Raw genomic sequence first — 26464 nt, forward strand, 5'->3', positions numbered from 1 at the left:
TCCATCATGGCCGATGAGCCGACCGGAACCAGGCCAGCATCGGGCCGAAGACGCATTCGTCCGGTCCGGGGCGTTGGTAAGAACCGCTCCATGAGCAACGCCGGCGTGTTCAGTTTGCTGAACACGCATCGAGCGGGCAGGGGTGGCGACCCGTGAAGATCGTGGAGCGGATGGCTGCTTAGCGGCGGGCGCGGCGGCGGGTGTCGCGGGCAGCGTGGCGGCTTGACCCGACACCTCGTCCAGCGGGTACAGCTCGAACCGGAACCTGATCATTGAGGCAGTATCCCGTAACGTCCGACGGTCGATCGAGAGTCCGGATCTGCCGCAGGCAGTGCGGCAGATCCGGCGCGTCTGTCCCTACCGGTATCCGCCGTGAAGACCGTGATGCCTCACGACCACATGGGGCATCGGGGCGGGATGCCCGGCAGAAGGTCTTCTGCGGACGGAGCGATCACCGGACCCAACGTCAGTCCAGCACGAAGCGGGCTTCGCCGTCCTCGGGCAGGTCGAGCCGGGGGGTGATGGGCGTGGCGGCGTCGCGCACCGCTGCCGCCCGGGCCACGCCGTCCAGGTCGCCGGCGGCGGCCACCTGCGCCAGCGTGACCAGGGTCGGCGGCAGCATGGTCAGCTCGCCGGCCGCCGCCCGGGCCAGGGCGTCCGCCGGGCGGATCCACACCGTGTGGTCGGCCTCGCCGGAGACGTCCCGGGTCCGCTGCCCCTCCGGCAGCAGGGCCACGAAGAAGTACGTGTCGAAGCGGCGCGGCTCGAACTCCGGGGTGATCCACCGGCTCCACGGGAGCAGCAGGTCCGACCGGACGGTGAGACCCCGCTCGGCGAGCAGGTCGGCGAAGCCCCGCCGGCGCGCCTCCAGGTCCTGCCGGGCGGCCTCCCAGTCGTCGCCGCTGACGTCGCCCACCACCGTCTGCGCGTCCGGGCCGGCCAGCAGCACCCCAGCCTCCTCGAAGACCTCCCGGGCGGCGGCGCAGACGACCGCCTGGGCGGCGTCCGAAGCCACGCCGAGGCGCTCACCCCAGGATGCCGGCCCGGGGCCGGCCCAGTCGACGTGGGCCTGGGAGTCCGAGGCGTCCACCCCGCCGCCGGGGAACGCGTACACGCCGCCGAATGCCATCGCGGCGACGCGGCGGATGACGTACACCTCGAAGTCGGCGCCGGCCGGGCGCAGCAGCAGCACCGTCGCCGCGACCCGCGGCGGCGCCGGCGTGCCGCCCCCGGCCAGGAACCGCCGGGCGTGCTCGACAATGGCGGGCGGGGCCGCGAAGCCCTGGCTGTCGATCGTCATGCGCCGAGCCTAGTTCCCGAGGGGTGGATCACCCCGCCCGGCGAGCGACCGCCCTAACGTGAGCGCATGACACGTTGGGGCATCCTGGCCACCGGCCAGATCGCCGGCCGCTTCGCCGAGGACCTCCGGCTGGTGCCGGGGGCGGAGCTGGTGGCGGTCGGCTCGCGGACGCCGGAGAGCGCGCGGCGGTTCGCCGAGCGGCCCGCGCCCGCGACGTCTTCCTCATGGAGGCGATGTGGATGCGGACCAACCCGCTCGTCCTGCGGATGCGGGCCCGGGCCCTCGGCGGCGGCGCCCTGCTCGACCTGGGCGTCTACCCCGTCAGCCTGGCCCACCTGTTGCTCGGCGTGCCCCGGCACGTCCGCTCGTGGGCGCGGCTCGGCCCGGAGGGAGTGGACGAGAACACCGGCGTCGTCCTCGGGTACGACTCGGGTGCGGTAGCCACGCTGAGCTGCGGCATGGTCGGGGCGACCCCGCTGGTCGCCGCGATCACCGGCACAGCCGGTCGGATCGAGATTCCGGCGCCGTTCTTCCGGCCGCCCTCGAGGTGATGGCCCTGCTCGACACCGTCCGCGACCAGATCGGCGTGCACTACCCGTGAGCGGACGGGTGGTGCTGGGCGGACGAGGCGGCGGATGGGTGGTGCTGGGCGGACGAGGCGGCAGAGCCTGATCTGCCGCCTGTGGAGCTGCCCGCGCAGGCGGGGCACGCAAGATCACGCGGCGGGGCACGCAAGATCACGCGGCGGGGCACGCAAGATCACGCGGCGGGGCACTGAGGATCGCCCATGCGGGGCACGGAAGATGACGCGGCCGGGCGCGGAAGATCACGCGACCGCGGGCGGGGTGGCGGATCACGTGGGCGCACGGGCGGGGCAGCTCCACAGCGGCGCCGATCGGTCGTGGCCCCTCCCCGACCCGAAGGCCCGGAGCGGCCCGAAGGCCCGGAGCGGCCCGAAGGCCCGGAGCGGCCCGAAGGCCCGGACCAGCCCGAAGGCCCGGAGCGGCCCGAAGACCCGGACCAGCCCGGACCCGGCCCGCAGCGCGGCCGCCGCGTGGCGAGGGGCCCCCGGCCGGCACGGCGTGCCGGGGGCCCCTCGGCGGGTGTCAGCCGAAGAGCGGCCGGACCACCAGGTACGTGAGGCAGGCGATCAGCGCCGACGCCGGGAACGTGATGATCCAGGCGACCACGATGTTGCCGGCGACGTTCCAGCGGACCGCGGAGAGCCGCTTGGTCGCGCCCACACCCATGATCGCCGAGGTGATCGTGTGGGTGGTGGAGATCGGCGCCTTGAGCACCAGGGCGTTGAAGTAGAGCACCGCGCTGGCGACCGTCTCGGCGGCGAAGCCCTCCGGCGGGCCGAGGTCGATGATCTTGCGGCCCAGGGTGCGGATGATCCGCCAGCCGCCGGCGTACGTGCCCGCCGCGAGCATGGCGGCCGAGGTCCAGAACACCCAGCCGGGGATGTGCGTCTTGTCGCTCTGGAAGCCGCCGGTGTAGAGGGCGAGGACCACGATGCCCATCGTCTTCGCGGCGTCCTGCATGCCGTGGCCGACGGACATGGCCGCCGCCGACGCGGTCTGCGCCCAGCGGAAGCCCCGGTTGAGCCTGCCCGGCTGCCCCTTCCGGAACAGCCACAGGATCGCCAGCATCACCAGGTAGCCCAGGAGCAGGCCGACGAGCGGCGAGAGCACCATCGGGATGAGGACCTTCTCGCCGATGTTGGCCCACTGCACCACGCCGCCGGCGGCCAGCAGGGTCGCCCCGACCAGGCCGCCGAAGAGGGCGTGCGAGGAGGACGAGGGCAGGCCGAAGTACCAGGTGATCAGGTTCCAGGCGATCGCTCCCAGCACCCCGGCGAAGACGACTCCCAGGCTTGCCACCCCAGTCGGCAGGGTGACCAGGCCGTCGCCGACGGTCTTGGCGACACCGGCGCCGAAGTGCGCGCCGACGAAGTTGCCGACCGCCGCCAGGGCGAGGGCGACCCGGGGTGTCAGGGCGCGTGTCGAGACGCTGGTGGCGATGGCGTTGGCGGCGTCGTGGAAGCCGTTGGTGTAGTCGAACGCCAGGGCCACCACGATCACCGCCAGCACGGCGATGAGTTCGGGTGTCAGGGTCACTGGATCAGGACTCCTTGACCGCGATCGTCTCGACGGTGTTGGCCACGTGCTCGAAGGCGTCGCAGGCCGCCTCCAACTCGTCGGCGACCTCCTTCATCTTGAGCACGGTCAGGGCGTCGTACTCGCCGGAGAAGAGGCGGACCAGCAGCATCCGGTACGCCTGGTCGCCGTCGTTCTCCAGCCGGTTGCACTCGATCCAGTAGTCCTCGAGGTCCTTCATCGACTTCAGGCGCGGCATCGCCTCGGCGGTCAGCTTGGCCTGCTGGTCCAGCACGTTGACCAGCTCGTGCAGCTCGCGCGGGAGCGCCGGCAGCTTGGTCAGGCCGTACAGGTAGAGCAGGTTGCCCACGGCCTCCAGGTGGTCCATCACGTCGTCGAGCAGCGAGCCCAGACGGTAGATGTCCTCCCGGTCGAACGGGGTGATGAAGGTGGAGTTGATCTTCTTGTACAGCTCGTGGGTGATCTGGTCGCTGTCGTGCTCGACCTCGGTGAGCCGCTCGCTCACCGACTGCACGTCGACGCCCGGCAGGGCCAGCTCGTTCAGCAGCTCGGTGCCCTTCACCAGGTTCTGCGCCGCCCTGGTGAAGAGCTCGTAGAAGGCGCCCTCGGTGGGGCGGAAGGAAAACTTCACAGCCTGGACCTCGTCGTGTCGGTGGAAGGGTGGCGGACGCCCCGGAGGCACGTGCAGTGGGAATGCTAGGAGGCGGCAGAAAAGCTCAATCGCCGGCCCACCCCTGGTCAAGCGCCGTTTACTGGCTGTTCATCTGCCGTTCACCTTGATCCCGGTCGATCGCCCCGCAACCGCCTGCGTTCCGCCGCCACGTCGAAGTCGGCGGGCGGATACCCCAGATCCAGGTCGTCGAACGTCTCCCGCAGCAGGTGGGCGACCGCCCAGTCCCGGTACCACTTCCGGTCCGCCGGGACCACGTACCAGGGCGCGACGTCCGTGCCGCACCGCGCCAGGGCCTCGGCGTACGCGGCCTGGTAGTCGTCCCACCGGCCCGGGAGTCCAGGTCGCTCGGGTTGTACTTCCAGTGCTTGCGCGGGTCGGTCAGCCGCTCCAGCAGCCGCTGCCCCTGCTCGGCGTACGAGATGTGCAGCATCACCTTCACCAGGGTCACCCCCGCGCCGGCCAGCTCCGACCGCCCCCAGGTCGACCGGCGTACCCGCCGGGGACATCCGCAACAGGTCCCGCATCGTCCCGCCCACCGGCGGCACGATCTCCGTCTCCTCGACTGCGCCCCATTCCCCGATCTTCACCCGGCCGGCCCGCGCCCGCCTCTTGAGCGGATCTCAAGATCCGTGTCACGTTTGGGGGACGACGCGCGTCCCCTGGGGGACGGGGAGGGATGCCACCAGGTGGCAAGCGAGGCAGCTTTAGCTGCCTTGGGCATGCTGTGGTTGTCCGTTGGCGTGAGGGAATGGGCGGCGTCGGAGGGCGTTTCGTGTGTCGCCGTTCGGCGTCGGTATGCGGCCGGCTTGTCGGGTCGGGTGGTCCAACATGGTCGGTGAGTCGCTGGCTTCGGCCGTCAGGGTTGGGTAGTTTGTCGTCTGTGTCGGTGTCTGGTGGGGGGTCAGCGCGCCGATCTGCGCCGTCGGGTCGTCTGCGTCATTGGGTGGGTGACGGGGCAGGATCTGCTGGTGTCCGCCGGGCGGTCGAGGCCGCCGCTGCGGGTGACGTGTCGTGAGGACGGTTCAGGCGTACCGGTTCGCGTTGGATCTTACTGCCGGGCAGGAGCGGATGGTTCTCGCGCGGCGCGCCGGAGCACGGCCGTCGAAGCGGTGGCAACGAGCGCGGGCCCGACTCGCTCGCGCGCACGCCCGGGTGGCGAACCTGCGCCGCGACGGGCTGCACAAGCTCACCACCCGGCTGGCCCGTGAGCACGGCACGATCGCGGTCGAGGACCTGAATGTGTCCGGGATGCTGACCAACCGGCGTCTGGCCCGGCACATCGCCGACGCCGGGTTCGCCGAACTGCGCCGACAACTCGCCTACAAGGCCGGATGGAACGGGGGTCGGCTGATCGTGGCCGACCGCTGGTTTCCGTCCTCGAAGACCTGCTCGGGCTGTGGCACGGTGAGAACGAAGCTGGCCCTGGCCGAGCGTACCTACACCTGCGCCACCTGCGGCCTGGTCCTGGACCGGGATCTGAACGCCGCACGCAACCTCGCCGCGCTCGCGGGTGAGGCTGTCGACGCCCGGAGTGGCCGGGAGTCGCCAAACGGACGTGGAGCCGACCGTAAGACCCCGCTCGCGGGGCAGGTGGCCGTGAAACGTCAACCCGGCACCGCCACAACGGGTCAGACCGGGACCGTCCCACCGCAAGGCAGGACTACCAATCACATGCTCACCAGAGCGCACTGATAGGTAACGGGTGTGCCGTGGATCTGGTGGCGGAGTTCGAGGCGGATCGGGGGCGGCTGACCGCCCTGGCATACCGGATGCTGGGCAGCCGGAGCGAGGCCGAGGACGCGGTGCAGGAGACCTGGCTGCGGTACGCGGGCGCGCTCGCCGACCCGGCGGCCCGGGCCAGGGTCGACAACCTCGGCGCCTGGCTGGCCACGACGTGCGGCCGGATCTGCCTGGACGTGCTCCGCTCGGCCCGGGTGCGCCGGGAGACGTACCCGGGTCAGTGGCTGCCCGAGCCGGTGGTCGGCCCGTACGCGTCCGGGCCGGTCGACGAGGGGTTCGCCCCCGACCCGGCCGAGCGGGCGGTACGCGCCGAGCAGGTCGGCACCGCCCTGCTGGTGGTGCTGGAGCGGCTCAGCCCCGAGCAGCGGGTCGCGCTGGTGCTGCACGACGTCTTCGCGGTGCCGTTCGGCGAGATCGCCGAGGTGCTGGGCACGACGACGGTGGCTGCCCGGCAGCTCGCCTCCCGGGCCCGCCGGGCGGTCGACGCCTCCGACGCGCCCCGGCACACCGCCGACCTGGCCGAGCAGCGGCGGGTGGTGGACGCCTTCGTCTCGGCGACCCGCTCCGGGGAGCTGGCCGAGCTGGTCCGGGTGCTGGCCCCGGACGTGGTGCTGATCGGCGACAGCGGCGGGCACTTCCCGGCCGCCCGACGCCCGGTCACCGGCGCCGAGAGGGTCGGCAAGCTCCTCCTCGGCCTGTTCGCCCAGGCGGGCCGCTACGGCCAGTTGCGCGCCCGGCCGGTGCTGGTGGACGGGTCGCTCGGGTTGCTGCTGGAGGCCGTCTACACCAACGGCCGGCCGCTGCGCCAGGTCGTCGCGTTCACCGTTCACGAGGGGCGGATCACCGGCATCTTCAACCAGCTCAACCCGGACAAGATGGCCCGCGTACCGGTCCTGGGCGAGGACGACACCTGGCCGCCGCGCTGGTGACCCCCGCGCCGGCCGGGACCGGGCGTCGGCGCCCCGGCGGGCGGGCTCAGACCACCAGGGCCAGCCACTTCCGGTACGACGTGGCGAACGGCTCGCTGCCGTCGCCCAGCGCGACGAGCAGCACCCGGGCCGCGGCCTCCGCCTCGGCCACCAGGTCGTCGGGGTAGCCGAACCGCTGCCGGTGCTCGGCGAACTCGTCCTCGTCGCGCAGCTCGACGTTGCCGGTCGCCCGGCGGCGCACCACGTCCAGGTCGAGGTCGATCAGGTGGACCGTGTCGTCGCCCTCCCAGCGGGCCGGGGTGGTGATGTCGCAGTAGACCTCGCTGGTGCGCGGCGGCGGGTTGAACATCCCGGTCCACCAGGCGTGGCGCGGGACCAGCAGCACGAACGGGATCTGCTCCACCGAGGGCCGGCCGTGGTAGACCGACTCGGTGCCGGCCGGCACGCCGAGCCAGACGCCGAGGTCGTCCTCGGCCAGGCGACGGGCCCGGTAGTCGCGGTGGGCGCTGCCGTCGTACTTGCGGTAGATCACACGGACCACGTCGCTCGGCATGAGTCCCCACCCTAGTCGATACCGCCCACTCGTCGCGCGGGGGAAATTACGCGGCGCGGCCGTACGGTGACACCGCCACGCCGGGCGCGGCTCCCCCGGTGTCGGCGGCGGCGGGTACCGTCGCACGGTGACTCCGCCGCGCACCGCCACCGGTTCCGCCGTCTCCCGCAGCTCCACCCGGCGGCGCGGCAGCCGGCCCGGCGGCGCGGAGCTGCTCGCCGCCGCGGTCGGCGCGGTCCCCGGCGGGGCGGCCCGCCCCGGCCAGCAGCAGATGACCGCCGCCATCGAGGAGTGCGTCGCCTCGGGCGAGCACCTGCTGGTGCAGGCGGGCACGGGCACGGGCAAGTCGCTGGCGTACCTGGCCCCGGCGCTGACCGTCGACGGGCCGGTGGTGGTCTCCACCGCGACCCTGGCGTTGCAGTCCCAGCTCGTCGAGCACGACCTGCCCCGGCTCGCCGACGCGGTGCAGCCGCTGCTCAACCGCCGGCCCACGTTCGCGGTGCTCAAGGGCCGGCACCACTACCTCTGCCTGGCCCGGCTGGACGGCTCCACGGAGGACGAGCCGCAGGACAGCCTCTTCGACGCGCCGGGCTCCGGCGGCGGGAAGTGGCTCGGCGAGGCGGGCCGGCTCGGCAAGCAGGTCCAGCGGCTGCGCGACTGGGCGATGGAGACCGAGACGGGCGACCGCGACGAGCTGGACCCGGGCGTCGACGACCAGGTGTGGCGCGCCGTGTCCATGCCGGCCCGGGAGTGCGTCGGGGCGGCCCGCTGCCCGTTCGGCGCGGAGTGCTTCGCCGAGGCGTCCCGGGCCCGGGCGCGGGAGGCGGACATCGTGGTCACCAACCACAGCCTGCTCGCCGTCGACATGCTCGCCGGCCGGCACATCGTGCCGCCGCACAAGCTGCTGATCGTGGACGAGGCGCACGAGCTGGCCGACCGGGTCTCCTCCGCCGCCCAGGCCGAGCTGGTGCCGGAGCTGATCGACCGGTCCGCCCGCCGGGCCCGCCCGCTGCTGCGCCCGGAGGTCGCCGAACGGCTCACCGAGGCCGGCGACGCCCTCGCCGTCGGGCTGGCCGAGGCGCCCGCCGGCCGGCTCACCGCCGGGCTGCCCGGGCCGCTGCGCGAGGCGTGCACGCTGCTCGACGGGGCCACCCGGGCCGCCCTGGACGCCATCGGCGAGGTGAAGGCCGACGACCCTGACCCGGTCCGCAAGCAGCAGGCCAAGGCGGTGCTGGACGAGCTGTCGACGACCGCCCAGCGGCTGCTGGAGGAGGCCGACCACGACGTGGCCTGGGTGGAGAAGCCGGACAACGGCAGCCGGCGGGCGCTCGTGGTCGCCCCGCTCTCGGTCGCCGGGACCCTCTCCGCCCACCTGTACGACGAGCGCACCGTCGTCGCCACCTCGGCGACGCTGACGCTCGGCGGCCGGTTCGACACGGTGGCCCGCGCGCTGGGGCTGGAGGCGCCGCCGGCCACCCCGCCGTCCCCGGCCGCCGCCGCGTTGGCCGCCGCCACCGCGTCCGGCGGGTCGACCGGTTCGCAGGCCGGCCGGGCCGCCGCGTCGGGCGGTGGGGCCGGCGACCGGGCCGCGGCCGACGCCGCCCCGGCCACCGAGGGTCCGGGCTGGCGGTCCCTCGACGTCGGGTCGCCGTTCGACTACGCCCGGCAGGGCATCCTGTACGTCGCCGCGCACCTGCCCCGTCCCAGCGTCTCCGGCCTGCCCGAGGCGGCCGGTGAGGAACTGCTCGCGCTGGTCGGCGCGCTCGGTGGGCGTACCCTCGGGCTCTTCTCCTCGCGCCGGGCCGCGCAGCAGGCGGCGGAGCTGCTGCGGGCGCGGACGGAACTGCCGGTGCTGCTCCAGGGCGAGGAGTCGCTGCCGATCCTGGTCCGCAGGTTCCGCGAGGAGCGGTCGAGCTGCCTGTTCGGGGTGATGTCGCTCTGGCAGGGGGTCGACGTGCCGGGCGACTCCTGCCAGCTCGTGGTGATCGACCGGCTGCCGTTCCCCCGCCCGGACGAGCCGCTCGCCGCGGCCCGGGCCGCCGCCGTGGACGCGAGCGGCGGCTCCGGCTTCGCCTCGGTCAGTGTGCCGATCGCCGCCGTGCGGCTGGCGCAGGGGGTGGGCCGGCTGATCCGGGCCACCGGGGACCGGGGCGTGGTGGCGGTGCTCGACTCCCGGCTGGAGACCGCCCGCGGCTACGGGCCGTTCCTGCGCCGCTCGCTGCCCCCGTTCTGGTACACGACCCGGCCGGAGGTCGCCCGGGGCGCCCTGGAGCGGCTCGCCAAGTCGTGACCGAGCCGCCCGGTCCGGGGGCCCGGGGCTTCCCGCGCCGGCGGCCGGTCAGGGGGCCTTGGCGGCGACCACCACGGCGTCCGGCGGGGTGTCCGGCACGGTGCGCGCGGCGAGCCGGCGGACGGCGGTGTTGAGCACCGCGATCAGCGGCACCGAGACCAGCGCCCCGGTGATGCCGGCGAGCACGACGCCGCCGGCGATGCCGATGATCACGGCGAGCGGGTGGATGGCCACCGCCCGGCCCATGATCAACGGCTGGAGCACGTGCCCCTCGACCTGCTGCACGCCGATCACCACGCCCAGGATGATCAGCGCCGTGACCGGGCCGCTGTCGACCAGCGCGACGAGCACCGCCACGCCGCCGGAGAGCGCCGCACCGACGATCGGGATGAACGCCCCGAGAAAGACCAGCGCCGCCAGGGGGAACGCGAACGGGATGTCGAAGATCACCAGGAAGATGCCGATGCCGACGGCGTCGATGAAGGCGACCAGCACGGTGGCCCGCACGTAGGCGACGAGGGTCTCCCAGGACGCCCGGCCGGCGTCGTCGACCTTCCACCGGGCGGCCACGGGCAGCAGCCGGACCAGGAAGCGCCAGATGCTGTTGCCGTCGCGCAGGAAGAAGAACGTGGCGAACAGCACCAGCACCATGCCGGTCAGCACCTCGGCGAGGGTGGCGGCGGTGGAGATCGCCCCGCTGGTGAACCGCTCGGTGTTCTCGTTGATCCAGTTCTGGGCCTCGTCGATGTACCGGTTGAGCTGGCTGTCGGAGAGGTGCAGCGGGCCGGTCTTGAGCCAGTCCTGGATCTGCCGCACACCCTGGGACGCGTTCTTGCTCAGCTCCGGCACGCCCTTGATGAACTCGTTGACCACCAGGGTCAGCGTGCCGACGACCGCGGCCAGGCCGCCCACCAACACGACCCCGGTCGCCAGCGACCGGGGCAGGCGCGCCCGGAGCAGCCAGCCGACGGCCGGCGCCAGCAGCGCGGAGAGCAGCAGCGCGATCGCCAGCGGGATGATCACGACCCGGATGGTGCCGACGATCCTCAGCAGCGCCCATGCCACGGCCCCGATGACGATGAGCCGCCACGACCACGCGGCGGCGATCCGCAGGGCGTGCGGCACGTCCGCGTCGTCGCGGCTGGAGGTGGAGGCGTGCACGGCGGCGGGGGGTTCGGCGCCGACCACCGCGGCCGACGGCGGGGCGGCCGGACCCGGCGAGGCCGGCGAGGCGACCCCGCCCTCCTCCGGTGCGCCTGCGTCGGCGGTGTCCGGGCGATCGCGCCGCGCCGACTCCCGTCCCGACTCGAACGCGCGGCGGAGCCGTCCACGCACCCGCTCGAAGCGGCTCAAGCGCACCTCCCGCATCAGGTATCCGCCCACCCAGGACGACAGGGGGGCCAGGATACGTTCCCGGGCACCACCATAGGCGGATTCCGCCACACCCGCCCCCTGGTCGGCACCGCGCAACCACCGGCGAGCCCGTCCGGGCCGACGGGGTACCGTTCCGTCGTGACCGCCGACACGAATCTCGACTCCGGCCTGCCGATCCGCCTGCTGCACGATCGGCTGCTGGTGCGCATGGAGGGCAGCGAGGGTGAGCGTCGCTCCACCGCCGGCATCGTGATCCCCGCGACCGCCGCCGTGGGCAAGCGGCTGGCCTGGGCGACCGCGGTGGGCGTGGGCCCCCACGTCCGCTCCATCGTCTCCGGCGACCGGGTGCTCTTCGACCCCGACGACCGGTCGGAGGTCGAGCTGCACGGCCGGGGGTACGTCCTGCTACGGGAGCGGGACGTGCACGCCGTCGCCGCCGAACGGGTCGAGTCGGAGGCGTCCGGCTCCACCGGCCTGTACCTGTGAGGAAGGGCCCCTGTTGACGCCTTCGGGACAGCAGGGGCTCCCTTTCGACCCCGCTCCCCCGGGTCGTCCCGGCTCCCGCCGTCGTTTGCGTCTGCCGGCGGCGGGAAGCCAGGCACGTCAGCGCCCTGGGGAGGGACCATGCCGGTATTCGTCAAGAAGCTGCTCGCCTGGGGAAGCGTCGCGTTCTTGATCTACTTCATGGCGTTCCGGCCCGAGGGCGCGGCGCAGATGGTCAAGGCGATCGGGGCGGGCCTGATGGCGATGGCGCAGGGCCTCGGCGACTTCCTCACCAGCCTGATGACCTGACGGACCCGGCCCGAGGGCCCGGGGCGGCCTGAGCCCCGACAGCGGGGCGTTGCCGGTCGGATCCGGCCCGGGAACCGGGGGCGCTGCCGGTCGGTCAGGGCCGGCCCGGCGGCCAGGGGGCGGCCGGGCCGGGGCCGTACCAGCCCGGTGGGCCGTAGCCGGCCGGATGGGCGGAAGGAGGCGGTGGGGCGAGCACCACGGGGATCGGCACGACGGGGTCGTCCGGGGCGTCGACCGGCCGCTCCGAGCCGTCCGGGAACCGCAGGTGGTAGCGCTGGCCGTCCCAGCGCCCGACCGGGGCCTGCGGGTCGCGGCCGACGAAGAACGACCGGTACGCCGTGATCGCGTCCAGCAGTTCCCGTTCCTCCCGCGCCGTCCGTTCCCGGTCGACGGGGCTGCGGTCCAGCCCCCGGCGCATCCCGTCCCGCAGCAGGGCCAGGCGGGTGGCGGAGAACTGGTACCCGCGCATCGCCTTCACCCCGGCGTCCCCGGCGACCCGCCGCGCCCAGGTGCGGGCGGCGTGCCGCCGGCCGAGGCTGCCCAGGGAGGCCACCTCCGGCGGGGTCAGCCAGCCGGCCCGCACGTAGTCCGGCAGGGTGCGCTCGGTCAGCCGGCCCTCCCAGCCGCGCAGCCAGACGGCCAGGCCGACCATGCCGAAGAAGATCGGCACCATCACCCCGAGGTACCCGTACAGGGCGATCACCGCCTGCCCCGTGGCCTGGGCCAGCGACGGCAGCAGGTTCCAGGTGCCGTGCAGCATCATCGCCAGCAGCAGGCCCGCGATCGGGGCGAGGAACCGCAGCCGCCGGTCGGCCGCACGGGCGGCGATGCCCAGCCCCACCCCGGTCATCGAGGTGAACAGCGGATGGGCGAACCCGAACAGCAGGATCCGGACGATGAAGATCGCGATGACCTGCTGGGCCCCGGTCGCCGGGCCGTACTCGTCGACGCCCGAGCGGTAGCCGTAGCCGCCGAGGTAGAGGATGTTCTCCACCATCGCGAAGCCGACCGCCGACAGCCCGCAGTAGACCAGGCCGTCGGTGATCCCGGACCACTCCCGGCGGCGGAACACCAGCAGCAGGATCGGCCCGAGCGCCTTGGTCAACTCCTCGATGAACGGGGCGACCAGCACCCCGGTGAGCGCGGCGGGCAACTGCCAGTCGGCGAACCGGGCGGCGAAGAACTCGTTGACGGTCAGCGAGGCGGCGGTGGAGACGAACGCGCCCCAGGCGAAGCAGAAGACCAGGTACTTCAGCGGCTCCGGCTCGTACCGGTCGAGCCAGAGGAAGGCGGCGACCAGGACCGGCACCGGCAGGACGGCGGCGAGCACGCCGACCAGGAGCGCCTGCGGGCCGAGGTTCGAACCGAGCACGAACAGCATGTAGACCGCGCAGGCCGCGATCAGCAGCACCACCAGGGTCAACACCGCGATCCGCCGCCAGCCCAGCCGGCGCGGCGGCATCCTGTCGGCCCCGCCGGGCGGCGACGGGACGGGGGGCGCGGTCCACGGCGGGGTGGCGCCGCCGGGCGGAGTGTCGGCCATCCCGTCAGCGTAGTCACCCCCGACCGGCGGGTCCGGCCGCATCCGGCGGGCGGTATGCTGCCGGCAGGTCACGAGTGCCAGCGCGAAGCCCCGGCTTGCTGGCCGGCAACCCTCGTCTAGTTCGCGGTGGGGTGCCCCGGGTGATGACCGGGCCCAGCCCCGTCCGGCGCTGGGCAAGCGCGGACCCCGTCCCGGTGCCCACCCCGGGGTCCCCGGACCTCGGAGGTAGGCCAGTGACCGTCACCCTCGTACCCCCGCTGCCCCCGCTGCCGTCGCGGACCGCGCGGCCGCTCGACGTGCTCGGCGTGCCGGGCCAGGTCAACCTCGACCACGCCGCCAGCGCGCCGTGCGCGCGGGCCGCGGCCGACGCCGTGGCCGAGCTCCTGCCCTGGTACGCGAGCGTGCACCGCGGCGCCGGCGCGCTGTCGCGGCGCTGCACCCTGGAGTACGAGCGGGCGCGGCAGACGGTCGGCGACTTCTTCGGCGCCCGCGCGGGCGACCACGTCGTCTTCACCCGCAACACCACCGACGCGCTGAACCTGCTGGCCCGGGCCCTGCCCGCCGGGACCACCGTGGTCACCTTCGCCGGCGAACACCACGCCAACCTGCTGCCCTGGCCGCGCGGCTCGGTGCGGCTGCCGGTGCCGGCCGCCCCGGGTGAAGCGGTCCGCGCGCTGGAGGCCGCGCTGACGGAGCTGCGCCGCGGTACGCGGGCCGATCTGCCGGTGCTGGTCGCGGTGACCGGGGCGAGCAACGTGACCGGGGAGCGCTGGCCGGTGGCCGAGCTGGCGCTGGTGGCCCGCCGGCACGGCGCCCGGATCGCGGTCGACGCCGCCCAGCTCGCCCCGCACGTCCCGGTCGACGTGGCCGCGCTGGACGTGGACTACCTGGCCGCCTCCGGGCACAAGCTGTACGCGCCGTTCGGGGCGGGAGTGCTGCTCGGCCGGGGCGACTGGCTGGACGCGGCCCCGCCGTACCTGGCGGGCGGCGGCGCCACCAGCCACGTCGGCGCGGCCACCCACGACGTGCGCTGGACCACCGGCCCGGCGCGGCACGAGGGCGGCACGCCCAACCTGCTCGGCGCGGTCGCCCTGGCGGCGGTGTGCGCGGCGCTGGCCGACGCCGACCGGGCCGCGCTGCACGCCCACGAGCAGGCGCTGCTGGCCCGGCTCCGGGACGGCCTGGCCGCCCTGCCGCACGCGGTGGAGCTGCGCACCTTCGGCCCGGACGCGCCGCGGGTCGGCATCGTGTCGTTCGTCGTGGCCGGCCGGGACTCGGCCGAGGTGGCGGCGGAGCTGGCCGCGGGGCACGACATCGGGGTCCGCGACGGGCTGTTCTGCGCCCACCCGCTGGCCCGGCGGCTGCTCGCCGAGGCCGCCGCCCGCAGCGGGCGCACCGACCTGCCGCCGACCGCCCTGCGGGCCAGCCTCGGGCTGGGCAGCACGACCGACGACGTCGACCGCCTGCTCGCCGCCCTCGCGACGCTCCGATGTTCCGCGTGAGGAGGGCCTGCCCCAGGCGTCGACGGCGGCCCCCGACCGTTCAGCCGAGGGCGGGGGCGGTGGGGGGCCGCGGGCCGGCCGAGCTCTCGGCCTCGGCCTCCTGCTCCTTCTCCGGGCTGCCGAAGGCCCGTCGGACCAGCCGGTTCGCCTCCTCCTGCGAGACGCCGGAGGCGACCATCAGGTCGCTGGCGGTCGTCCGCACCTGCGCGATCACCACACTGCCGGAGAAGCCGACGCCCTCCCCGTACGCCCGGCCGGCCTCGCTGACCGCGCGCAGGGACCGCTCCCGGGCCCGCTGCGGCTCCGCCCCGACGGAGAACTCGTGCCGGAGCAGCCGGACCGACTCGGCGAGGTGGCCCACGGCGTCGGGCATCGGGCCGGGCACCGCCTCCTCGTCCTCGATCAGGGTCACCGAGCGCCGGATGAGCGTCCCGCTGTTGCGCATCGCCCGGTCGATGGGGTCCGCCGCCTGGGCGTAGTGGGTCAGCTCGTTGCGCCGGTGCCAACGGGCCGGGGAGAGGGTGCTGGTCTCCTTGGCGCCCTCGATCGCCTCCGTGAAGGCGGCCAGTTCCTCCTTGTTCTCCCGGAGCCGTTCCATGGCCCGCCGGGCGCGGTCGCGGTCCCGCTCGCGCAGCGCCTGGGCGGTGTTGTCGAGCTGGTCGGCGAGCAGTTCCAGCGCCGGCCGGGCGGCCCGGTTGATCACCCGCAGCGGGTTCAGCGGCAGCAGGATCGCCGTCACCAGCAGCGCGATGCCGCCGCCGACGGCGGCGTCGATGAACCGCGGTATCTCCAGGTTCTGCGTGGACGGGCTGAGCGTGACGATCAGCACGGCGGTGGCGGCGGCCTGGATGACGACAGCCACGCTGCCGCCGAAGAAGAGGGTGAGCAGGATGGCGGCGGTCACCACCACCCCGAGCTGCCAGCCGCCGGTGCCGAGCAGCAGGATCAGCCCGTCGCCGAGGAACACCCCGACGGCCACCCCGACGATCAGCTCGAATGTCCGGCGCAGCCGCTGGCCGACCGACGCGGCCAGGGTGCCGACCGCCGAGATCGGGGCGAAGACCGGCTGCGGGTTGTTCAGGATCCGGTAGGACACGATCCACGCCAGGGCGGCCGCCAGCCCGGCCTGGACGGCCAGGCCGACCGACATCCGGACGCGGTGCAGCCGGTCGCGCAGGGTGTCCCGGCCCCGGTTCCGCAGGTACGCCATGCCCTCGGCGATCCGCGCCGCGTCGAGGTCCACGCCGTCGCGCTTCGAGGCGCGTCGCAGCAGCGAGGGTCGCCGGTCCTGGGCCATGGCGCGGACTACCCGTACCGGAGGGGGTGAATCCTCGCCCGGGTGCGGCACACTCGGGCGGGTGACCGAGCTGATCGACCGGTGGCGGGCGGCGGCGCGGGCCGCCGGGGCGACCGACGGGCCGGCGTCGACCGCCGCCGGAGAGAGCCTGCTGACCCGCTGGCGGGAGCCCCACCGGCACTACCACACGACCCGGCACCTGACCGCCGTGCTCGACGTCGTCGACGCGTACGCGGGTCTGGCCGACCGGCCGGACCTGGTGCGGCTCGCCGCCTGGTGCCACGACGCGGTCTACGATCCCCGGGCTCCGGGCGACGCCAACGAGCGGGACAGCGCCGACCTGGCCGCGGCGCTCCTGGCCGGCCTGGGCGTCGCGGCCGGGGCGGTGGCCGAGGTACGCCGGCTGGTGCTGCTGACCGCCGGGCACGCGACGACCGCCGGGGACGCCGACGGCGCGCTGCTCTGCGACGCGGACCTGGCCGTCCTGGCCGGCCCGCCCGAGGAGTACGACCGGTACGCGGCGGCCGTCCGCCGGGAGTACGCGCACGTGCCCGACCCGGACTTCCGGGCCGGCCGCGCCCGCGTGCTGGCGCACCTGCTCGCCCTGCCCGCCCTGTACCGCCTCCCCCCGCTGGCCGCCACCTGGGAGCCCCAGGCCAGGTCCAACCTGACCCGCGAACTGACCCGCCTCACGTAACCGGAATGTCAGCGGGTCAGGTGGCGGGGGCGGCGGAGGTTCGCCGCGCGGAGCAGGCGGACCAGGTCCCGGCTCGGCACCACGCTCGCGCCGAGCCACACCGCCATGGCGTACCGCTCGGCGGGGATGTCGTAGTGGTCCCGGTCGAAGGCACGCCGGGGCGCGCCGAGCGCCTCGGCGAAGGCGTGCAGTTCCGCGTACGAGACGTCGCTGATCAGGTGGGACCAGAGCCGCCCACGCGCCGGCCAGGCGGGCCGGTCCAGGTACAGCATGGCCGCCAAGATAGCCGCCCGTTAGCCTCTTCCGCATGGCCGGAACCCCCCTCCTCGCTGACCTGCGCGCCGTGCTCGGCGACTCCGCCGTCCTGACCGACCCGGACCTGCTCCGCATGCACGAGCGGGACGAGGCCGACCTGTGCGCCTCGGGCACCCCGCTGGTGGTGGTCCGCCCGCGCAGCACCGAGGAGGTGGCCGCCGTGGTGCGGGCGGCGGCGCGACACGGCGTACCGGTGGTGCCGCAGGGGGCACGGACCGGGCTGGCCGGCGCGGCGAACGCGGTGGACGGCGCGGTGGTGCTCAGCACCGTGGCGATGGACGCGATCCTGGAGATCGACCCGGTCAGCCGGATCGCGGTGGTCCAGCCCGGCGTGGTGAACGCGACGCTGGCCGGGGCGGTCCGCAGGCAGGGGCTGTACTACCCGCCGGACCCGGGCTCCTGGGAGTCGTCCACCATCGGCGGCAACGTCTCCACCAACGCCGGCGGCATGTGCTGCGTCAAGTACGGCGTGACCACCGAGTACGTGCTCGGCCTGGAGGTGGTGCTCGCCTCCGGCGAGGTGCTGCGTACGGGCCGGCGCACCGCCAAGGGCGTCGCCGGGTACGACCTCACCCGGCTCTTCGTCGGCTCCGAGGGCACCCTCGGCGTGATCACCGAGATCACGGTCGCGCTGCGGCCGGCGCCGGAGGAGTCCCTGACCCTCGTCGCGGTCTTCGACTCGACGGCCGAGGCCGGCACGGCGGTGGCGCAGATCGCCGCCCGGGGGCTCACCCCGAGCCTGCTCGAACTGCTCGACCGGACCCACCTGGCGGCGATCGAGGCGTACCAGCCGATGGGGCTGCGCACCGACGCGCGGGCGCTGCTGCTCGCCGCCGTGGACACCGGGTCCCGGGCGGCCGAGGACCTGGCCCGGCTCGCCGAGGTCTGCGAGTCCGCCGGCGCCGACGAGGTGTACGCGGCCACCGACGCGGTGGAGGCGGCGGCGCTGCTGCAGGCCCGCCGGCTGGCCCACCCGGCGATGGAGAGGTTCGCCGCCGAGGCGTACCCGGGCGGCAACGGCGGCCTGATCATCGACGACGTGGCGGTGCCCCGGGGTTCGCTCGCCGCCCTGCTCGACGGGGTGGCCCGGATCGCCGAGGAGTGCGCGGTGCCGATCGGGGTGGTGGGGCACGCCGGCGACGGCAACATGCACCCGAACATCGTGGTGGACCGGGCCGACCCGGCCAGCCTGGAACGCGGCCGGCGGGCCTTCGACGAGATCATGCGGCTGGGCCTGGAGCTGGGCGGCACCTGCACCGGCGAGCACGGGGTGGGGCTGCTCAAGCGGGACTGGCTGGCCCGGGAGATCGGGCCGGTCGGGGTCCGGGCGCACCAGGCGATCAAGGCGGCGCTGGACCCGGAGGGGCTGTTCAACCCCGGCAAGGTGCTCTGAGCGGCCACCCCGGGCCGGGATCGGCGGGACCCGGGCCGGGGTCGGCGGGACCCGGGCCGGGGTCGGCGGGACCGGTCAGCGCGAGGACGGCAGGGCCGCGTCGCCGTCGGTGCCCCGGTCCGCCGCGAAGCCCCGCACGTCCGGGGCGCCGAGGCGCGCCGCGTCGGCGGCGGCGTCGTCCGGCATCAACTGGGACTGCCGCTCCGCCTCCACCCGGGCCCGGTAGTGCTCGATCTCCCGCTCCCGGGTCGCGGCGTCCCAGCCGAGCACCGCACCCATCAGCTCCGCGGTGTGCTCCGCCGACTCCAGCCCGCGGTGGGCGGTCTCGAAGGAGATCCGGGTACGCCGGGTCAGCACGTCCTCCAGGTGCAGGGCCCCCTCGGCGCGGGCCGCGTACGTCACCTCGGCCGCCAGGTACTCCGGGGCGCCGGCCAGCGGGGAGGCGAGCAGCGGGTCCGCCTCGACCAGCGCCAGCAGGTCGAGGGTGAGGGTGCCGTACCGCTCCAGCAGGTGCTCGACCACCCCGACCGGCACCCCGTGCCGGCGGGCCAGGTCGGCCCGGTCCCGCCACATCGCGGCGTACCCGTCGGCGCCGAGCAGCGGCAGGTCGGCCGTGCGGGACGGGCGCACCCCGCCGAGCCGACGGGCGGCGCGGTCGACCACGTCGGAGGCCATCACCCGGTACGTCGTGTACTTGCCCCCGGCGACCAGCAGCAGCCCGAGCATCGGCTCGACGACCGCGTGCTCCCGGGACAGCTTCGAGGTGGAGTCGGCCTCACCGCTCAGCAGCGGCCGGAGCCCGGCGTACACGCCCTCGATGTCGGCGGTGGTGAGCGGCCGGTCCAGCACGGTGTTGACCTGTTCCAGCAGGTACGCGATGTCGCGGGCCGACGCGGCCGGGTGCGACCGGTCGAGCCGCCAGTCGGTGTCGGTGGTGCCGATGATCCAGTGCCCGCCCCACGGGATCACGAAGAGCACGCTGGTGGCGGTGCGCAGGATCAGCCCGGCCTCGCCGGTGATCGCCGAGCGGGGCACCACGAGGTGCACCCCCTTGGACGCCCGGACCCGCAGCCCCGGGCGCAGCCCGACGTCGTTGAGCATCCGCGACATGTCGTCGCTCCACACCCCGGTCGCGGCGATGACGGTGCGGGCGCGTACCTCGAACTCGGCGTCGGGCGAGCCGGCGGGGGCCTCCAGGTCGCGGACGCGGACCCCGGTCACCTCGCGGGCCTGCCGGATCAGCCCGACCGCGCGGGCGCTGGTGACCACGGTCGTGCCCAGGCTGGCCGCCGTGCGGGCCAGGGTGACCACCAGCCGGGCGTCGTCGACCTGCCCGTCGTAGTAGCGGATCGCCCCGGCCAGGGTGTCGGCGCGCAGGCTCGGGAAGACCCGCCGCGCCCCCTCCCGGGTCAGGTGCCGGTGCAGCGGCATTCCGCGCCCACCCCCGAACAGCCCGGCGAACGCGTCGTACGTCGCCACGCCCAGGCCGTAGTAGGACCGGCGGAAGGCACGGCCCGGCAGCTCCCGGGCGCCCCGGCCGGCGGGCAGCGGGACGAGGAACGGCACCGGCCGAACCAGGTGCGGGGCGAGCCGGGTGGCCAGCAGCCCCCGCTCGGTCAGCGCCTCGTGGACCAGGTGGAACTCCAACTGCTCCAGGTAGCGCAGGCCGCCGTGGATGAGCTTGCTGGACCGGCTGGACGTGCCGGCGGCGAAGTCCCGGGCCTCGACCAGGGCCACCTTGAGCCCCCGCGAGGCGGCGTCCAGCGCCGCCCCGGCGCCGGTGACGCCACCGCCGATAACCAGGACGTCGAACCGCTCGGCACGCAGTCGTCGCAGGTCGGCGGCGCGGCGCGCCGGGGAGAGCTGACCGGCCACGGCTCGGGACACGTTGGGGTCACGCACCCGTACACCGTAACCGTCACGGCCGCCGGACGGCAGGTCGCGAACCCGCCGTACTGTCGGGGGATGGAGGTCGGCCCCCCACCCCCGCCCGGTCGTCCCGTCCCGCCGGACCCGCCGCCGCACCGCCCCGGCCCCTGGCCGGTGGTGGCGGCGGCGCTGGTCGGCTGCTGGACGGTCGCGGTCACCGTCCCGACCGAGCTGGTCGGCTGGCTGGCCGATCAGACCCTGCTGGCCGCCGGGCTGGACCGGGCGGTCTGGCTGTGGCCGGCGGTCGCCCTGGCCACCGTCGTGCTGGCCGGCGTCCCGGTGCTGCTGCTCGCCCTGCTGCCCCGCGCCGGGGCGGTCCGGGCCACCGGGCGGGCCTGGCTCGCCGGGCTGCTGGCCTTCGGGGCGCTGGCCCTGCCGCGCGCGCTCCCGCCCGTGCACCACGAGGGCTACCTGGCCGCGTCGGCCCTGACCGCCGCCGCGCTCGCCGTCGTGCTCGGCCGGCTGTCGCGGAAGCGCCTCCCGGCGCCGCAGCGGGCCCTGGACGGGCCGACGCCGCTGTCTCCCGTCGGCGGGCCGCCGGCGTCGGCCGCCGCGGAAGGCGTGGGCCGGGCGGGCGGGGCGGTCCGGCGACCCGCCCCGGCGACCCTGCTGGCCGTCGCCGCCGGGCTGGCCACGCTGCTGCCCTGGGCGTGGGTCGGCGGCCTGGGCGGGCTGCTGGAGACCGTGCTCGCGGCGGCAGCGGCGGCGGCCGTCGGCGTCCTCGCGGGGGCGTTGCTCGACGCGCCGTTCTGGTCGTGCTTCGCGGTGGGCCGCCCGCCCCGGCCGGCCCGGCTGGTGCTGGTCGGCGGCCTGGTGGCCGGGGTGACGCTGCTGCTGGTCGCGGCCGGGGTCGGCCAGTCCGGGACGCAACTGCCCGCGCTGCTGACCCTGCCGCCGCTCGGCTTCGCGCTGGCCGCGCTCCAGGCCCCGGCCGCCCGGGGGAACGGCCCGGCCGGCCCCGCCCCGGCACGCTGGCTGGTCGGGCTCGCGGTGTTCGGGCCGCTGGCCTTCGCCGACCCCGAGGAGATCACCCTCCTCCTGGCGGCGGACCGGGACGTCCCGTTCTGGGTGGCGGTCGCCGCCGTCGCCGGGCTGGCGGTGGCCGCGGTCCTGGCCGTCGCGTACGGCGTGCTGCTGGCCCGCCCGCGCGGCCGGACGCCGAGCCGACGGGTGGCGGCCGGAACGGCCGCGGTCCTGCTCGCCGGGGCGGCGGCGGTGTACGCCGTCCCCGGCCAACCCGGCCTGTACGGGGAGCGGCTGCTGGTGGTGCTGCGCGAGCAGGCCGACCTGAGCGGCGTGCCGGCCGGTGCGCCCGGGCGGGCGGGCCGCGACGCCAGGGCCCGGGAGGTCTACCGACGGCTGGTCGGGACGGCCGGGCGCACCCAGGCCGGCCTGCGCCGCGACCTGTCCCGGCTCGGGCTCGCCCCGAGGCCGTACTACCTGGTCAACGCGGTCGAGGTGGACGGCGGGCCGGGCGTGCGGGCGTGGCTGTCCCGCCGGCCCGAGGTGGCCCGGGTGCTGGTGAGCCAGCGGCTGCGCCCGCTCCCGGCGGCCGCCCCGACCACCCGCGGCGGGCAGCCCGCCCCGACGGGCCCGGCCTGGAACGTCTCGCTCGTCGGCGCCGACCGGGTCTGGTCGCAGCTGGGCGTGACCGGCGCCGGCGTCGTGGTCGGCAGCTCGGACTCCGGGGTGGACGGCCGGCACCCGGCGCTGGCCGCCGGCTTCCGGGGCGGAAACGACTCCTGGTACGACCCGTGGTCGCACACCCGCACGCCCACCGATCGGGGCGGGCACGGCACCCACACGACGGGCAGCGCGGTCGGGCGCGGCGGCATCGGGGTGGCGCCGGGGGCGAGCTGGGTCGGCTGCGTCAACCTGGACCGCAACCTCGGCAGCCCGGCCCGCTACCTCGACTGCCTGCAGTTCATGCTGGCCCCGTTCCCCGCCGGCGGCGACCCCTTCACCGACGGACGCCCGGAGCGGGGCCCCCAGGTGCTGACCAACTCGTGGGGCTGCCCGCCGATCGAGGGCTGCGATCCGGGGGCGCTGCGGGCGGCGACGGCGGCGCTGGACGCGGCCGGCGTGTTCGTGGTGGCGGCGGCCGGCAACACCGGGCCGTACTGCGGGTCGATCGAGGACCCGCCGGCGACGTACCCGGAGGTGTTCACGGTCGGCGCCGTGGACCGGCAGCGCCGGGTCACCGAGTTCTCCAGCCGGGGGCCGGTCCCGGGGGCGGCGAAGCCGGACGTGGTCGCCCCGGGCGCGGGGGTGCTCTCCGCGATGCCGGGCGGCGGGTACGCCACCCTGGACGGCACCTCGATGGCGACGCCGCACGTCGCCGGGGTGGTGGCGCTGATGTGGTCGGCGAACCCGGCCCTGGTCGGGGACGTGGAACGCACCCGTCGCATCCTGCGCGAGACGGCCACCCCGGCCGAGCCGACGTACCGCTCCCGCAACCCGTCCGACGCCTGCGCCGGCGACGCCAACATCACCGGGGCGGGCGTCGTCGACGCGTACGCCGCCGTGCGCGCCGCCCGCGCCGAGTGAAAGAAAGGGCGGGTGCCCGCCCCGGCGGCGATGGCCTAGGGTCGGCGACCATGGACGCGGAGACGACCGTCGCAGAGCTGGCCGCCGACGCGCTGCCCGACGTGGTGGCCCTGTGCCGGCGCGCGCTGGACCTGCCCGAGGACGCGGCCGAGGCGGCGGCGATCGTCGACACCCTGCACACCCGCGCCTCGGCGGACCGGGCGGTGCTGGCGCTGGGCGCGTACCGGGGGGCGGAGCTGGTCGGGGTGCTGATCGGTTCGCTGGCCGCCCGGGAGCCGGCCGCCGGCCACGTCGACCTGGTCGCGGTGGCCCCGGAGCAGCGCCGCCGGGGCGTCGGCCGGGCGCTGCTCGCCCGGGCCGAGCGGGTCCTGGCGGAGCGGGGCGCGGTGGAGGTGCTGCTGGCCGGCAACCCGCCGTACTACGCCTGGCCGGGAATCGACGTGCGGTACACGCCGGCGATCTGCGCGGCGCTGGCGCTGGGCTACACGCAGGACCGGACGGCCCTGAACATGACGGCCGACCTGTCGTACGACGGGTCGCCGGCGCTGCGGACGACGGAGCCGGCGGAGCGGCGACTGGCCGACCGGGGCATCGCGGTACGGCGCGCGGAGCCGGCGGACCTGCCGGCGCTGGCGGCGTTCGCCCGGTCCACGTTCGGCGGCGCCTGGGACGGGGAGCTGGCCGGCTCGGTGGGCCGGCCGTGCGCGGGGGCGCACCTGGCCGAACGCGACGGGCGGATCATCGGCTTCGCCGCCTACGGCTCGTCCCGGCCGACCTGGTTCGGGCCGATGGGCACCGCGCCCGAGGCGGAGGGCTCGGGGATCGGCGGGGTGCTGCTGCGCCGCTGCCTGCGTGACCAGCGGGACGAGGGGGCTGAATCTGCCCAGATCGGCTGGGTCGGGCCGGTGTCGTTCTATTCGGGCAGCGTGGGGGCTCGGATCGGGCGGGTCTTCTTCCTGTACCGCAAGCCGGTCGGGGCGGCCGTCGACCGACCGTTCGGGGACGGCGGGCACCCGGAGAGCGCAAAGAGGATATAGATCCGAATAGTCCCGTTCGGCCGCGTCGGCCATCGACGGCTCCTACCGTTCCGGTAGAGGAGGCAGTCATGACCACGGACGACGACCAGACCGACGACGTACAGCCCGTCACCTGGGCGCCGGTCGACGAGCTCCCGGGGCAACTACCGTTCGACCGGCTGGACTACGGCGACGCCGAGCAGTTGGCCGAGATGGCGGGAGCGGGCGCGCCGATGGCCGAGGAGCCACTGGCCCTGGTGGACGAGCCGATCCGCATCCAGCAGCCGTACGACCGGGCGCGGAAGCGACGCAACCAGCGTCCCCTGCCGACGTAGGCCCGCCCGGAGTCCGTACGACGGCGGCCGACCGCCGCGTCTTGATCGCCTCCATGTCGGCGACACAGGGGTGTCCGAGCCCTCTGGATGCCGCCATGTCGGCGACATGGTGGCGGATCACCCGAGCGGGGGCGGACCGCGTCAGCGGCCCGCCCCCTTCGGCGTTGGTGGAGCTGGACTCAGAAGTCCATGTCCCCGCCGCCGGGGCCAGCCGGGGCGGCCGGGGTCTTCTCCGGCTTGTCCGCGACGACGGCCTCGGTGGTGAGGAACAGCGCGGCGATCGACGAGGCGTTCTGCAGCGCCGAACGGGTCACCTTGGCCGGGTCGATGATGCCCGCGGCCAGCAGGTCCACGTACTCGCCGTTGGCGGCGTTGAGGCCGTGGCCCGCCTCCAGGTTGCGGACGTGCTCGACGACGACGCCACCCTCCAGGCCGGCGTTGACGGCGATCTGCCGCAGCGGGGCGTCCAGCGCGATCTTGACGATCTGCGCGCCGGTCGCCTCGTCGCCGGTCAGGTCCAGCTTGTCGAAGGCGGTCTTGCCGGCCTGCACCAGCGCGACGCCACCACCCGGGACGATGCCCTCCTCGACGGCGGCCTTCGCGTTGCGCACCGCGTCCTCGATGCGGTGCTTGCGCTCCTTCAGCTCGACCTCGGTGGCCGCGCCGACCTTGATCACCGCAACACCGCCGGCCAGCTTGGCCAGGCGCTCCTGCAGCTTCTCGCGGTCGTAGTCGGAGTCGCTCTTCTCGATCTCGGCCCGGATCTGGTTGACCCGGCCCTGGATCTGCTCGGCGTCGCCGGCACCGTCGACGATGGTCGTCTCGTCCTTGGTCACCACGACCTTGCGGGCGCGGCCCAGCATGTCGAGGCCGACGGCGTCCAGCTTGAGGCCGACCTCCTCGCTGATGACCTGGCCACCGGTGAGGATGGCGATGTCGGCGAGCATGGCCTTGCGGCGGTCACCGAAGCCCGGCGCCTTGACGGCGACCGACTTGAAGGTGCCCCGGACCTTGTTGACGACCAGGGTCGCCAGGGCCTCGCCCTCGATGTCCTCGGCGATGATCAGCAGCGGCTTGCCGCTCTGCATGACCTTCTCGAGGATCGGGAGCAGGTCCTTCACGGACGAGATCTTGCTGTTGACGATCAGGAGGTACGGGTCGTCGAAGACGGCCTCCATACGCTCCGGGTCGGTCATGAAGTACGCGGAGATGTAGCCCTTGTCGAAGCGCATGCCCTCGGTGAGCTCCAGCTCCAGGCCGAAGGTGTTGCTCTCCTCGACGGTGATGACGCCTTCCTTGCCGACCTTGTCCATCGCCTCGGCGATGATCTCGCCGACGCTGGTGTCACCGGCCGAGATGGAGGCGGTGGAGGCGATCTGCTCCTTGGTCTCCACGTCCTTGGCGAGCTTGAGCAGCTCCTCCGAGACGCTGGCCACGGCGGCCTCGATGCCCCGCTTCAGGGCCATCGGGTTGGCGCCGGCGGCCACGTTGCGCAGGCCCTCGCGAACCAGGGCCTGGGCCAGGACGGTCGCCGTCGTCGTGCCGTCACCGGCGACGTCGTCGGTCTTCTTCGCGACCTCCTTGACCAGCTCGGCGCCGATCTTCTCGTACGGGTCCTCGAGCTCGATCTCCTTGGCGATGCTCACACCATCGTTGGTGATGGTGGGGGCACCCCACTTCTTCTCGAGCACGACGTTGCGGCCCTTGGGGCCGAGGGTCACCTTCACGGCGTCGGCGAGCTGGTTCATGCCCCGCTCGAGGCCGCGGCGAGCCTCCTCGTCGAACGCGATCATCTTGGCCATACGGCGTTGTCCTCCTGGACACTCACGGGCCACCCGAGTGTTGTGCCCCGGATGGGCCGCCTGGTGTACGCACCTTGGGACGTCGCCACCTGGCGACGACGACGTCCGTCGGCCGGGCCGGATAGCCCGCGACGACCGGCCATGTGCCACCCGGCGGTCACCCACCGGGAGGCCGTGGCCCCACCGCCCCGACCATTGGCACTCGCCGTACGCGAGTGCCAATGACTTGTTTAGCACTCTGCCCTGCCGAGTGCAAGCACGATGGGCCAGTCGGGCCCACCCCGGCGCGGCCCGACCAGCGCAACCGATCCGGGTAC

The 26464-nt window shown here is 74.8% G+C and carries 20 protein-coding genes, 4 pseudogenes and 1 riboswitch; of the genes and pseudogenes, 13 read left to right on the forward strand and 11 right to left on the reverse strand.

Features of this window, described 5'->3' with window-relative positions; genetic code table 11:
* Positions 1 to 466: 466 nt before the first annotated feature.
* Positions 467 to 1300 carry an NUDIX hydrolase gene (locus ACGFIZ_RS05320; protein WP_393416075.1) on the reverse strand — a complete coding sequence of 278 codons (834 nt, stop codon included), beginning with the start codon at positions 1298 to 1300 and terminating at the stop codon, positions 467 to 469.
* Positions 1301 to 1366: 66 nt separating this feature from the next.
* On the opposite strand from ACGFIZ_RS05320, the pseudogene ACGFIZ_RS05325 reads away from it, so the two are divergent.
* Positions 1367 to 1845: pseudogene (locus ACGFIZ_RS05325) on the forward strand (Gfo/Idh/MocA family oxidoreductase); the annotation flags it as partial.
* 561 nt (positions 1846 to 2406) lie between these two features.
* Here the strand turns inward: ACGFIZ_RS05325 and ACGFIZ_RS05330 are convergent.
* The 3 genes and pseudogenes from ACGFIZ_RS05330 to ACGFIZ_RS05340 form a co-directional block, all read right to left on the reverse strand.
* Entirely contained in the window at positions 2407 to 3414 is a 1008-nt protein-coding gene (locus ACGFIZ_RS05330) for an anion permease (RefSeq protein ID WP_393416444.1), read from the reverse strand.
* A gap of 10 nt (positions 3415 to 3424) precedes the next feature.
* Positions 3425 to 4051, reverse strand: coding sequence for a DUF47 family protein (locus ACGFIZ_RS05335; RefSeq protein WP_347670841.1), 627 nt, complete (start codon positions 4049 to 4051; stop codon positions 3425 to 3427).
* A gap of 140 nt (positions 4052 to 4191) precedes the next feature.
* Positions 4192 to 4523: pseudogene (locus ACGFIZ_RS05340) on the reverse strand (hypothetical protein).
* A gap of 581 nt (positions 4524 to 5104) precedes the next feature.
* Here ACGFIZ_RS05340 and ACGFIZ_RS05345 point away from each other — a divergent pair.
* A complete protein-coding gene (locus ACGFIZ_RS05345) occupies positions 5105 to 5785 on the forward strand; it encodes an RNA-guided endonuclease TnpB family protein (RefSeq protein ID WP_393416077.1) in 681 nt (226 codons plus the stop codon).
* Positions 5786 to 5802: 17 nt separating this feature from the next.
* On the forward strand, positions 5803 to 6762 hold the full coding sequence (gene sigJ, locus ACGFIZ_RS05350) for an RNA polymerase sigma factor SigJ (RefSeq protein WP_393416079.1): 960 nt from the start codon (positions 5803 to 5805) through the stop codon (positions 6760 to 6762).
* A gap of 46 nt (positions 6763 to 6808) precedes the next feature.
* Here the strand turns inward: sigJ and ACGFIZ_RS05355 are convergent, their stop codons facing one another.
* Positions 6809 to 7315 (reverse strand): DUF402 domain-containing protein, encoded by a 507-nt coding sequence (locus tag ACGFIZ_RS05355; RefSeq protein ID WP_393416081.1) that lies wholly within the window; start codon positions 7313 to 7315, stop codon positions 6809 to 6811.
* 127 nt (positions 7316 to 7442) lie between these two features.
* On the opposite strand from ACGFIZ_RS05355, the pseudogene ACGFIZ_RS05360 reads away from it, so the two are divergent.
* Positions 7443 to 8786, forward strand: a pseudogene (locus tag ACGFIZ_RS05360) (ATP-dependent DNA helicase); the annotation flags it as partial.
* Positions 8787 to 8912: 126 nt separating this feature from the next.
* A pseudogene (locus ACGFIZ_RS05365) lies at positions 8913 to 9605 on the forward strand (ATP-dependent DNA helicase); the annotation flags it as partial.
* Positions 9606 to 9653: 48 nt separating this feature from the next.
* On the opposite strand, the gene ACGFIZ_RS05370 reads toward ACGFIZ_RS05365, so the two are convergent.
* Positions 9654 to 10973 carry an AI-2E family transporter gene (locus tag ACGFIZ_RS05370; RefSeq protein ID WP_393416083.1) on the reverse strand — a complete coding sequence of 440 codons (1320 nt, stop codon included), beginning with the start codon at positions 10971 to 10973 and terminating at the stop codon, positions 9654 to 9656.
* A gap of 144 nt (positions 10974 to 11117) precedes the next feature.
* On the opposite strand from ACGFIZ_RS05370, the gene ACGFIZ_RS05375 reads away from it, so the two are divergent.
* The gene (locus ACGFIZ_RS05375; protein WP_393416085.1) at positions 11118 to 11465 is read left to right on the forward strand and encodes a GroES family chaperonin; all 348 of its coding nucleotides are present in this window, start codon (positions 11118 to 11120) and stop codon (positions 11463 to 11465) included.
* Positions 11466 to 11603: 138 nt separating this feature from the next.
* Entirely contained in the window at positions 11604 to 11771 is a 168-nt protein-coding gene (locus ACGFIZ_RS05380) for a hypothetical protein (RefSeq protein WP_344751198.1), read from the forward strand.
* A gap of 94 nt (positions 11772 to 11865) precedes the next feature.
* On the opposite strand, the gene ACGFIZ_RS05385 is transcribed toward ACGFIZ_RS05380, so the two are convergent.
* Positions 11866 to 13314 (reverse strand): PrsW family intramembrane metalloprotease, encoded by a 1449-nt coding sequence (locus tag ACGFIZ_RS05385; RefSeq protein ID WP_393416087.1) that lies wholly within the window; start codon positions 13312 to 13314, stop codon positions 11866 to 11868.
* Between the two features lie 66 nt (positions 13315 to 13380).
* Positions 13381 to 13500, forward strand: a riboswitch (SAM riboswitch).
* A gap of 47 nt (positions 13501 to 13547) precedes the next feature.
* Between ACGFIZ_RS05385 and ACGFIZ_RS05390 the strand changes: the two genes are divergently transcribed.
* Positions 13548 to 14816 carry an aminotransferase class V-fold PLP-dependent enzyme gene (locus ACGFIZ_RS05390; RefSeq protein ID WP_393416089.1) on the forward strand — a complete coding sequence of 423 codons (1269 nt, stop codon included), beginning with the start codon at positions 13548 to 13550 and terminating at the stop codon, positions 14814 to 14816.
* Positions 14817 to 14856: 40 nt separating this feature from the next.
* Here the strand turns inward: ACGFIZ_RS05390 and ACGFIZ_RS05395 are convergent, their stop codons facing one another.
* The gene (locus ACGFIZ_RS05395) at positions 14857 to 16113 is read right to left on the reverse strand and encodes an aromatic acid exporter family protein (RefSeq protein ID WP_393416091.1); all 1257 of its coding nucleotides are present in this window, start codon (positions 16111 to 16113) and stop codon (positions 14857 to 14859) included.
* Between the two features lie 61 nt (positions 16114 to 16174).
* Here ACGFIZ_RS05395 and ACGFIZ_RS05400 point away from each other — a divergent pair, with 61 nt between their 5' ends.
* The gene (locus ACGFIZ_RS05400; protein ID WP_393416093.1) at positions 16175 to 16810 is read left to right on the forward strand and encodes a metal-dependent phosphohydrolase; all 636 of its coding nucleotides are present in this window, start codon (positions 16175 to 16177) and stop codon (positions 16808 to 16810) included.
* A gap of 8 nt (positions 16811 to 16818) precedes the next feature.
* On the opposite strand, the gene ACGFIZ_RS05405 is transcribed toward ACGFIZ_RS05400, so the two are convergent.
* Positions 16819 to 17082 carry a DUF4031 domain-containing protein gene (locus ACGFIZ_RS05405; protein WP_393416095.1) on the reverse strand — a complete coding sequence of 88 codons (264 nt, stop codon included), beginning with the start codon at positions 17080 to 17082 and terminating at the stop codon, positions 16819 to 16821.
* A 35-nt stretch (positions 17083 to 17117) separates the two neighbouring features.
* Between ACGFIZ_RS05405 and ACGFIZ_RS05410 the strand changes: the two genes are divergently transcribed.
* Complete coding sequence (locus ACGFIZ_RS05410) at positions 17118 to 18518, forward strand: FAD-binding oxidoreductase (protein WP_393416096.1); 1401 nt, start codon at positions 17118 to 17120, stop codon at positions 18516 to 18518.
* A 75-nt stretch (positions 18519 to 18593) separates the two neighbouring features.
* Here ACGFIZ_RS05410 and ACGFIZ_RS05415 read toward each other — a convergent pair whose 3' ends face one another.
* Positions 18594 to 20405 carry a glycerol-3-phosphate dehydrogenase/oxidase gene (locus ACGFIZ_RS05415; protein ID WP_393416446.1) on the reverse strand — a complete coding sequence of 604 codons (1812 nt, stop codon included), beginning with the start codon at positions 20403 to 20405 and terminating at the stop codon, positions 18594 to 18596.
* A 78-nt stretch (positions 20406 to 20483) separates the two neighbouring features.
* Here ACGFIZ_RS05415 and ACGFIZ_RS05420 point away from each other — a divergent pair, with 78 nt between their 5' ends.
* The 3 genes from ACGFIZ_RS05420 to ACGFIZ_RS05430 all read left to right on the forward strand — a co-directional run bounded on the left by ACGFIZ_RS05420 (position 20484) and on the right by ACGFIZ_RS05430 (position 24345).
* Complete coding sequence (locus ACGFIZ_RS05420; RefSeq protein ID WP_393416098.1) at positions 20484 to 22994, forward strand: S8 family serine peptidase; 2511 nt, start codon at positions 20484 to 20486, stop codon at positions 22992 to 22994.
* Between the two features lie 50 nt (positions 22995 to 23044).
* Positions 23045 to 24031 carry a GNAT family N-acetyltransferase gene (locus ACGFIZ_RS05425; protein ID WP_393416100.1) on the forward strand — a complete coding sequence of 329 codons (987 nt, stop codon included), beginning with the start codon at positions 23045 to 23047 and terminating at the stop codon, positions 24029 to 24031.
* A gap of 68 nt (positions 24032 to 24099) precedes the next feature.
* A complete protein-coding gene (locus tag ACGFIZ_RS05430) occupies positions 24100 to 24345 on the forward strand; it encodes a hypothetical protein (RefSeq protein WP_347669619.1) in 246 nt (81 codons plus the stop codon).
* Between the two features lie 179 nt (positions 24346 to 24524).
* Here the strand turns inward: ACGFIZ_RS05430 and groL are convergent, their stop codons facing one another.
* Positions 24525 to 26147, reverse strand: coding sequence for a chaperonin GroEL (gene groL / locus ACGFIZ_RS05435; RefSeq protein ID WP_088976320.1), 1623 nt, complete (start codon positions 26145 to 26147; stop codon positions 24525 to 24527).
* Between the last annotated feature and the right edge of the window lie 317 nt (positions 26148 to 26464).

It is taken from the genome of Micromonospora sp. NPDC048830 (genome assembly GCF_043198215.1).
GTDB lineage: Bacteria > Actinomycetota > Actinomycetes > Mycobacteriales > Micromonosporaceae > Micromonospora.

What these genes read in the sequence shown, in the direction of transcription:
- ACGFIZ_RS05370 (WP_393416083.1), bottom strand. Translation starts at nt 10,973, where the DNA reads ATGCGGGAGGTGCGCTTGAGCCGCTTCGAGCGGGTGCGTGGACGGCTC.
- groL (WP_088976320.1), bottom strand. Translation starts at nt 26,147, where the DNA reads ATGGCCAAGATGATCGCGTTCGACGAGGAGGCTCGCCGCGGCCTCGAG.
- ACGFIZ_RS05410 (WP_393416096.1), top strand. Translation starts at nt 17,118, where the DNA reads ATGGCCGGAACCCCCCTCCTCGCTGACCTGCGCGCCGTGCTCGGCGAC.
- ACGFIZ_RS05395 (WP_393416091.1), bottom strand. Translation starts at nt 16,113, where the DNA reads ATGGCCCAGGACCGGCGACCCTCGCTGCTGCGACGCGCCTCGAAGCGC.
- ACGFIZ_RS05405 (WP_393416095.1), bottom strand. Translation starts at nt 17,082, where the DNA reads ATGCTGTACCTGGACCGGCCCGCCTGGCCGGCGCGTGGGCGGCTCTGG.
- ACGFIZ_RS05355 (WP_393416081.1), bottom strand. Translation starts at nt 7,315, where the DNA reads ATGCCGAGCGACGTGGTCCGTGTGATCTACCGCAAGTACGACGGCAGC.
- ACGFIZ_RS05320 (WP_393416075.1), bottom strand. Translation starts at nt 1,300, where the DNA reads ATGACGATCGACAGCCAGGGCTTCGCGGCCCCGCCCGCCATTGTCGAG.
- ACGFIZ_RS05385 (WP_393416087.1), bottom strand. Translation starts at nt 13,314, where the DNA reads ATGGCCGACACTCCGCCCGGCGGCGCCACCCCGCCGTGGACCGCGCCC.
- ACGFIZ_RS05420 (WP_393416098.1), top strand. Translation starts at nt 20,484, where the DNA reads ATGGAGGTCGGCCCCCCACCCCCGCCCGGTCGTCCCGTCCCGCCGGAC.
- ACGFIZ_RS05380 (WP_344751198.1), top strand. Translation starts at nt 11,604, where the DNA reads ATGCCGGTATTCGTCAAGAAGCTGCTCGCCTGGGGAAGCGTCGCGTTC.
- ACGFIZ_RS05430 (WP_347669619.1), top strand. Translation starts at nt 24,100, where the DNA reads ATGACCACGGACGACGACCAGACCGACGACGTACAGCCCGTCACCTGG.
- ACGFIZ_RS05425 (WP_393416100.1), top strand. Translation starts at nt 23,045, where the DNA reads ATGGACGCGGAGACGACCGTCGCAGAGCTGGCCGCCGACGCGCTGCCC.